This window comes from Pseudomonas sp. SWRI68 (assembly GCF_014269165.1).
GTDB lineage: Bacteria > Pseudomonadota > Gammaproteobacteria > Pseudomonadales > Pseudomonadaceae > Aquipseudomonas > Aquipseudomonas capeferrum.
This window is the reverse complement of the sequence record NZ_JABWRU010000069.1, coordinates 1-397: the sequence shown is the minus strand read 5'-3', so window position 1 is coordinate 397 and position 397 is coordinate 1. Positions and strand designations below refer to the sequence as shown.

Genomic DNA, 397 nt, shown 5'->3' with positions numbered 1-397 from the left:
CAGCCACGATGCACAGGGCGACGACGTCTACAAAGATGCTGGTGAGATCAGTCTGGGTATCAAGTCCGCCGTCGATGTCGATGGCCGTGCCTTCGAGAACTTGCAGCTGGGTGACGCGGCGTCGGTCAAAGTCACCGATACCACCGACGATGTCATTGCCAAACTGACTGCTACCCCTTCGGTGACCGAAGGTGGCGAGATCACCTACACCGTCACCCTGACCAACAAAGACGGTCTGCCGATCGACAACCACGCGCCGTTGTACTTCACCCTGAGTGACGGCAAGACGGTCATCACTGTGCCGGCCAACAGCACCTCGGGCTTCGTCACCGTTACCGCGCCTGACAACGTTTACGTTGGGACCAACGCGCCGGTAGAGCAGAGCCTGCAAGCAGTC

General features: G+C 59.4%; 1 protein-coding gene. It reads left to right on the top strand.

The genetic code is table 11. The features are described from left to right. Positions 1-397 (top strand): immunoglobulin-like domain-containing protein (locus HU770_RS26835; RefSeq protein WP_186666599.1); only part of this gene is annotated, 397 nt, incomplete at both ends.